Genomic DNA, 7,889 nt, shown 5'->3' on the forward strand with positions numbered 1-7,889 from the left:
GGGTCGGCGGGTTCGGCGGCGACCGGCTGGGGCTCCGGCTCCTCCGGCACCGGCGGCGCGCTCTCGCGCGGCGGCCGGGAGACGGCGGGCGGCGGGGTGAGCCGCGGCGCCTGGTAGATCCCGGACAGTAACGCCTCGTGGAGGTGGCGGAGTTCGCTGCCGGGCTCGATACCGAGTTCGTCGCGGAGCACCCGCCGCGCGGCACGGTAGGCGTCCAGCGCCTCGGCCTGCCGGCCGGCCGAGTGCAGCGCGGTCATCAGCAGCGCCCAGAAGTGCTCGTGCAGTGGGCGGTCCCCGACCAGGGTGCGCAACTCCCCGATGGCCTCGTGGTGTTCACCGGCGAGCAGGGCGCACTCCAGCGCCTCGCCGATCACCGTGAGGCGCCGCTCGTCCAGCCGGTTGACGCCACGCCGCAGCAGGGTGCTGTCGATATCCGCGAGCGCGGGCCCGCGCCACAGGTCAAGCGCCGCCCGCAGCACCCGCGCGGCCTCCGCGGGGTCCCCGCCGGCGCGGGCCGCTCTCCCCGCATTCACCTTTTCCTCAAAGCCATGAAGATCAAAGGTGTGTTCGCCGAGATGGATCACATATCCAGGGCGACGGGTCTCGATCGGATCGACTCCGCAGGCCGCGACAGCACGGCGCCTCAGCGCGGATATACAGAACTGGATCTGGCCACGAGCTGTGACCGGCGGGTCCTCGCCCCACACGGCGTCGATCAGACGGTCGATCGGGACGACGTGCCCGGCCTCCAGCAGCAGCATGGACAGCACCGTCCGCTCACGGGAGCCACCCAAGTACACAGGCTGACCACCGCACGAGACGTCGAGGTGTCCAAGTATGTGGAATTCCACCCGTTCCCCCTGGCGAAGTACCGCTCGACCGAAGCCGACCCCTCCATATAGGTGAAGGAATTGTTTGCCTGGCTCATGCTAACTCGGATGAATGGACCAGCGCCGGACAGTCGTACGAACTCATCGTGGCTCATGGATGCCAGACGACACCCACCCCGTGGAACCGTCGAGTCGTTCCTGGCCAATGTCCGAGAAACATCTCCCAAAACGGACTATGTGTCGCCCCGCCGCCACACCCACCCCATCCGCACCGGCCGAAACCGATCCCCCGGACGGGTACCAGGTCCGGGCTGTACGACGGAGGAGAGGGCCGTCTCGCACCGATGCCAGGTCCTTGGCTGCTTCGCGGGACCACTGCCGACATGACCTCCCGCGTGTGCCTGCTTGATCGGCTCGCTCTGCCCGTGGGCGCTACCGTTCGCCCCGGACGAAGCGCACCGGCTCGGCCACGACGGCCGCGGCGGACTCCGTATCGGCGAGCCTCGCCGCGAGCGTGGCCGTCGCCAGTGCCGGGGGCAGGCTTTCAGAGAACTTGAGCCCTCGGAGCGCTCGTTCGTCGATATCGGGAAGGCGCAACCGGTTCTGAGCCTCCCGATTCGCGTTACTCCAGCTGCTCGCCGTGACATCCTCCCGCAGGCGGATCCAGCGGTCGTTCACCTGCTGTCCCGGTACCGCGACAGCGCTGAGGCTCGCGGCGAGGGTGGCATTCGCGCGATACCCGGCCCAGGTCCACCAGCGGTGGTGGCCTCCTTGGTCGCTGAGGATCAGTGTCCCTTTGGGGTGGACGTGCTCCAGATGCTCCTCGCGGGCTCTGCGCAGCGCGTCCACCGCCCGAGCCGTCATGGTCACGGGCGGGTCCTCCCCGAGGAGGACGCTGCGTTCGGCCCGCGCCAGCCGGTGGGAACCGGCGGGTGCGAAGCCAACGCTGTTCCATTTGGCTTTGCCGCCTCCGTCCACCGGCTCGACATACGCCCGTTTGCGTCGCCAGTCGATGTACGCGACCTGCCAACTGCGGCCGCCCAGGAGGAGCCGCCGTGGCCCGTCGATCCATTCGGTGAGGAGGCTGGGGTCCGTTCGTCCGATCTCCGTGCGTCCCTGGAGGACGGTGAACTGGGGCGGCGCGGTAAACACCGCGGTGAGGTTCATGAAGTGCTTTTGCCCGAAGCGGCGTTCGGCCTCCGGTCCGATGTAGAGCATCCCGCCGTCGCGGTCGAGGTAGCCCTCCTCCACAAGGTGCCGGACAATCGCTTCGGCGGAGTCGCCGAACGGGCCCAGCCCGTTCCACCATTCCCGCCAGAGATGTTCGCCGACGCGGTTCTCCTGCAGACAGAGCGCGAGGAGCTGTTGCGCCACGATGTGGCGTGGCTCCGGTGGGGCTACCACCGGCTCCACCCACCCCTGGGACCAGGTGAGCAGCAGCCCGGCCGCGGCCAGCAGACCGTCCTCGTCCAACGCGAGGAAGAGGCAGTTGCGTGTGCTCCCCTGTCGTCGGCCGGAACGGCCCAGACGCTGGAGGAACGACGCCACGGAGGACGGGGCGTCGATCTGGATGACCCGGTCGAGATCCCCGACATCGATGCCGAGTTCCAGGGTGCTGGTGGAGATGATCACGCAGTCGCGCGCTTCTGCAAACGCCGCCTCGGCACGCCGACGCTCGTCGAGGGAGAGCGAGGCGTGGGACAGGAAGGTGGTGACCCCCTTCCCTCGCAGCTTCGCGCCCAGCTCCTCCACGTAGCGGCGGGATTCGCAGAAGACGAGGCGCTTCTCCCCTCGGTGCAGCGCTGCGATCACCGTCGCGGCGTTGTCGAGCGATCCCACATGGTCGAGTTGCACGGTGCCCGGAGGGACTGCCGCCCCCCCGGCGGGTCCTGGTGACACCTCGGTGGACGACGCCGCCGACGCCGACTCCGTCGAGAGGTGCGGCGCGATTACCTCGCCGTGGCGTCGGCCCGCTCCCGACCCCTGCAGCCAGGCGAGCAGCGCCTCTGGGTTGCCGACCGTCGCTGACAAGCCGATGCGCTGAATGGGCCGCCCGATACTGCGCTGGAGCCGCTCCAGGACGGCAAGGAGGTGCCAGCCACGGTCGTCGCCGGCGAAGGCGTGCACCTCGTCCGCCACGACCGTCCGGACTCCGGAGAAGAAGGAGGCGTGGTCGACGTTGGCGCTCACCAGCATCGCCTCCAGCGATTCCGGTGTGGTGAGCAGGATGTCGGGCCGGGCGGCCAGGATGCGCTTGCGAGCTGCGGCGGTGGTGTCGCCGTGCCAGAGGGCTGCGCTGCGGCCCAGCCATGAGCTGTAGGTCTCCAGCCGCGGCAGCAGGTTGTTGAGCAGTGCTTTGAGCGGACAGACGTAGAGAACGGAGGTGCCGCTCCACCGTTCGTCGGCCATACGGCTCAGCAAGGGGAAGGCCGCTGCTTCGGTCTTGCCGCCTGCGGTGGGGGCCAGCAGGATGGCGTCGGCACCGGAGATCAGCGGTGCGACCGCGGCTTCCTGCAGGGGACGGAGGCTTCGCCAGCCCAAGCTGTTGACGACGTGATGGACGAGCGCCGGGGTGAGGTCCCCGCCGCTCACGGCAGCTCCAGTTCCACCGCGCCGGCGTCGCCACTGGCGGCCGCGTTGCGTTCGGTCTCGGTGAGCTCCGAGGAGGCGAGGGTGAGCGCGTAGTGCTGCCGCGGGTCGAACTCATCGAACTCATCGACGCGGTCGAGGACATCCGCGACGAGCTTCCGCAGGTAGACACGGGGAGCGATGCCGACTCGCCCACCGAGGCCGCCCGTGACCGCCTCGGCGAGGTGGGCGACGTAGGCGTCGTCGACACGGTCTCTCACTCGCTGGGGGTTGCGGGCGACCTGCGCGTACACGTCGCGGACCGTGCGGCCGAGTTCCCCGAGTCGCTCCCGGTCGAACCCCGGCAACCGCAGCTGAACGGCGCGAGGCGAGTCGAAGCGGGGGTCGGTGCTGAAGTCGGTGGCCAGCCGTTGCGCCAGCGGTGGCAGGCGCTGCGCGCCCTGCTGACCGTCGTAGAACGCGGGGGTTCCGGTGATGACGAGGAACAGGCCGGGGAACCGCCCCGCGTCGATCTCGTCCAGGAGTTGCCGCAGTGCGTTCAGTCCTTTCTCCCGCACGTCACCGCGTACCCGCTGGAGCGTCTCGATCTCATCGAGCACCAGGAGCAGACCGGGGTGACCGCAGTCGCGCAGCACGGTGAGCAGCCCCTGCAGGAAGCCGAGCGCGGCGAAATGGTCCAGGTCTCCGCGGACACCGGCGGTCCGGCGGGCCGAGGCGGCGACTGATTTCTGACCACCGATCCAGGCGATGAGGGCTTCCGCGGTCGCGCCGTCCCCTTCGGCGACGGCGCGGCGGTAGCCGCGGAGGGCGGCGGCGAAGGCCGGCGTGGTGCGGGCCACGTCGGCGAGTCTGCGTTCCATGAGCGCATCGACGGCTGCGGCGAGCGCCGCTTCGTCCTCCTCCGCCGCATCGCCGGCGTCGAGGACCTCCTCCTCCAGGGTGTAGAACCACGAGTCGATGACCGCCCGCAGTGCGCTGGGTTGGTGGGTGGCGGTGGCAAGCCGTTCGGTGAGTCGACGGTAGACCGTCTCCAGTCGGTGCAGCGGCGTCTCGGTCTCGGAGATCTGCACCTCGGCTGTGGCGAGCCCGGCTCGTTTGGCCCGCTCGGTGAGCCACCGTGCGAAGAACGTCTTGCCGGAGCCGTACTCGCCGCGGATGGCGTGGAATGCCGCTCCACCCCGTGCTGCCAGCGCCAGGTCGTCGTCGAGGGCCTCTTCGAAGCGGCCGAGGCCGACGGCGAGCAGGTCGAGTCCACCCTGCGGTACGGTGCCGCGGCGCAGCGCGTCCACGACCTCGCGCAGCCGCACGGGGCTGGCGGGCGCCGCGCTGTTCATCGCTTCTCCCTCTCGGAAGGCTTGGTTCTGCCGTCGCTGTCGCCCGCTCGGGCGGGAAGGAACTGCTCGCGCAGCAGTGCGGTGTCGAGTTTGACCGCGTGACCGGACTCGACCAGCCCGAGCACCGGGTAACCCTCGACGTTCAGCAGACGTTGCACCGTGGCGACGAAGCCCTCGATGTTGCGTCGCACCCGGCCTGTCGCCGAGATCGACGCCGCCAGCGCGGCCGGCGACATGGTGCCGCCGGCGGCTGCAAGGGCGTCGATGACGGCCGCGACGACCTTGGCCTCGGGCGCCTTGCGCACGTACACCTTCTGCGCCTCGTACACCTCGCTCGCCACGACGCGCGCGCCGAGCGTGGTCGTCTGCTGGACGTCCGCACGCGGCTGGGCCGTTGGCACCGCGACATCCTCCGGGCCGAACAGTTCCTCGTCCTGACGTCTCGTGGCGCGGGCCGGTCGCCGCAGGGGCTGCGACACGTCTGGTCGGCGAGCTTCGCGGGCCTCGGCCGTACCGGGCGTTCGGGCCGACCACCAGGCGGGGGTCGCCTGCTCCCGGGGCAGCAGCTGCCAGCCCACCGGCACGAGGTCCTGGGACGGCAGCAGTACGAGGACCGGGACGGTCATCTCGGCCAGTGCAGCGCCACCGTGGTATCCGGCCCGACGCGTGGCATAGCGGAGGTCCTCCCGCCACGCCGCGACGATCGTGCCGTTCCCTTCCAGGACGCGAGGCCCGCGCAGCAGGACCTCGCCGTCGCCCGCGTCGGTGTCCGGACGCCAGCGCGCCGACCCGCCGCCGTCCTGGGCGGGGCGGCTCTCGCCGCCGCCGCGGTCGATGACGTGGCCGTGGTCGGCCACGAGGACGACGGGACGTTCATAGTTGCGGGCGGCGGCGAGCAGCTCGCGCAGGTAGGTGATGTCGTGGAGGGACCAGCCCGTGCGCTGCCCCTGTTGTCCCGAGTCCAACGCGTCGTCGATGGTGTTGAGGACGACGCCCACGACGCTGTCGGAGGCCAGGGCGGCGGTGAGTTCCTCGGCGAGGAAGTGTCCTGCGTCGCCGCCTATGGCCGCCTTGTGGAAGAGGGCTGCGCTGTGCCGCTGCCGGCTCCAGTAGGTGGCGAAGCCGGCGTTCTCGGTGGACTGGCCTCCGCTGGTGGGCGTGCCGCTCAGGAGGGAGACCCTGCTTGTGCGGGTGAGGGAGGGCATCATGGAGACGGCTGCGAGGCGGACCGGCGGTGCGTCTCCCTCCGGCTTGGGGACAGCCTCCTGCCACCCTTCTCGTTCGGCCTCCTCGCCCAGCTGCACGGCAACGGCGCTGCTCATGCCATCGAGCACGATCACCAGGGGCGGGGCGGCCTTGGCCAACGGCAGGACCACGGTGTCGAGGACGTTCTCGACCAGCAGACAGCCGGCGGGCTGTTGAGCGGTGGCGTTGGGTGACCAGCCAGCGAGCTGGTGGGCGAACCGTTCGTCGAGGCGGTCGCGGCGCGCTCGTCCTGCGTCGTACAGCGCGCGCAGGCTCTCGGTGAACGCACGGCCACCACCGGGGTCCCCGGCCCACAGCACAGCCAGTGCCCGGTCCACCCATCCCCACTCGACGGCCTGGCGGCGCACTCCGACGGAGACGGACGTGACGTCCGGCTCCTGGTGGCTGAGCCAGCGGGCGAGGCGCACGGCCATCTCCGCGACGCGGACCCGCTCGGGGGCCATCCCTGCCAGCGCATGGCCCCCGAGCTCGGCCAGCGCGGCCTCGCCCTCCTCGGGCGCGCGGTGTGCGCCCTCCACGGCTGCTCCGAGGTGCTCGGCGAAGCTGGAGAGGAGGAAACGGCTGCCGGTGAGCCCGTGTGTCAACCGCGCCTTCACGGCGAGCTCGTCCGCGCGCTTCAGGACGTCGTGCACTCGGTGCTGTGCGTCGACCGATGTCGTGGCCTCCCCGATCCAGCGCAGGAGGGTACCCTCCACCGCGTCGGTGAAGGCGGTGATCTCTTCGCGGCGCTGTCCCGCCTGGCCGAGCAGCCCCCCGACGGCGAAGGTGACGTCCGGCTCGACCGCCGGGTTGCGCAGGGCCGCTCCCAACAGGCCGATGGCCATGGCGTCGTGCCCGAGGTCGTTCTCAACGAGAGCGAGCAGAACGCCGACAGCGGGCCCCGCGATCTCGCCGAGCCAGGCCCTGAGTTCGCGTCGCTCGGTCTCCGGCAGTTCGGCGAACCGGCGGGGGCCGTTCGAGGTGCGGGACCAGGCGAGCAGGGTGTCGGCGTCGAGGGCGGGCTGATCCGTGGCGGAGAGTGCAGCACCCGCGGGGCGCAGCCCGAGCCGTTCGACGGTGAGTGCGCGCAGCGCCGTGTCCCGGGTGAGGACGCCTCCGATTCGTGGCCAGCCGCCCGCGGTGGGTTCGGCGTCGATCAGCGCCTGCAGCAGCCAATCCTCGCTGTGCATGCGCACGTCGATGCCGGTGGCGCCGAAGCGCTGCGCGACGATCTCGCTCTTCTCGACCGTGATGGTCCGCCGGTTCACGGCGTGCCCGCGCAGGTCCCAGCCGAGTTGGTGGTCGTCGAGGGTGGTGGTGAGGACCAGGATGTCATCGGTCGAGGCCTCTGCCCGGTGGTGGTGCCAGGCGGACAGTGCTCCGAGAACAGAGGCCTCGTCCCGGACGATCACGCGCCTGGTCTCGCCCGCGAGGTCCACGCTGAAGATCCCGGCCTGCCCGGGCACGTACTGGCCGTGGATCAGCATGAGGCGGTACTTCGCGAGCTTGCGCTCGTGGCGCTGCAGGACGGCTTCGACGACGTGCCGGCGCAACTGGGGCGGGGGAGCCATCAGTCGCGCCCCTCGTCCTCTGCGGTGCCGGGGCGGCGCTCCGCGGCGTGACCGTCCTCGATCACCTGCCAAGTAACACGCACACGGGCCCCTGGGTGGGTGGCGACGTACTGGCGGATCTCCGCGCCGATGCCGTGGACGACGGTGGCGAGGCTCGCTTCCAGTTCGGTGGGCTCGACGACGAAGCTCGCGGGACCGGCGTCGGCTCTCGCGCCGTACCCCACCCGGGGATCCTGTCCGGGGACGGGCGGAGCCGGCGCGTCCCGCTCGGGGGCGGGAGCGGGCAGCCGTGGTGTGCCGTGCTGGCCGAGCGGCACGTC

The 7,889-nt window shown here is 70.9% G+C and carries 5 protein-coding genes; all 5 read right to left on the reverse strand.

The genetic code is table 11. The features are described from left to right. Positions 1-794, reverse strand: a 794-nt coding sequence (locus E0D90_RS21000; RefSeq protein ID WP_130799643.1) for an AfsR/SARP family transcriptional regulator, incomplete at its 3' end; no start/stop codon positions are given. A gap of 468 nt (positions 795-1,262) precedes the next feature. Next, complete coding sequence (locus E0D90_RS21005) at positions 1,263-3,422, reverse strand: DEAD/DEAH box helicase (protein ID WP_130799644.1); 2,160 nt, start codon at positions 3,420-3,422, stop codon at positions 1,263-1,265. After that, entirely contained in the window at positions 3,419-4,753 is a 1,335-nt protein-coding gene (gene brxD / locus E0D90_RS21010) for a BREX system ATP-binding protein BrxD (protein WP_130799645.1), read from the reverse strand. The genes E0D90_RS21005 and brxD overlap by 4 nt, the downstream gene beginning before the upstream one ends. Beyond that, on the reverse strand, positions 4,750-7,569 hold the full coding sequence (pglZ, locus tag E0D90_RS21015) for a BREX-2 system phosphatase PglZ (protein ID WP_130799646.1): 2,820 nt from the start codon (positions 7,567-7,569) through the stop codon (positions 4,750-4,752). Before pglZ ends, brxD begins: the two co-directional genes overlap by 4 nt. Beyond that, a partial coding sequence (locus E0D90_RS21020; protein WP_438827427.1) for a hypothetical protein occupies positions 7,569-7,889 on the reverse strand: 321 nt, incomplete at its 5' end. The genes pglZ and E0D90_RS21020, both read right to left, overlap by 1 nt.

The sequence above is a fragment of the Streptomyces otsuchiensis genome (assembly GCF_004305975.1).
In the GTDB taxonomy this organism is placed as follows: domain Bacteria; phylum Actinomycetota; class Actinomycetes; order Streptomycetales; family Streptomycetaceae; genus Streptomyces; species Streptomyces otsuchiensis.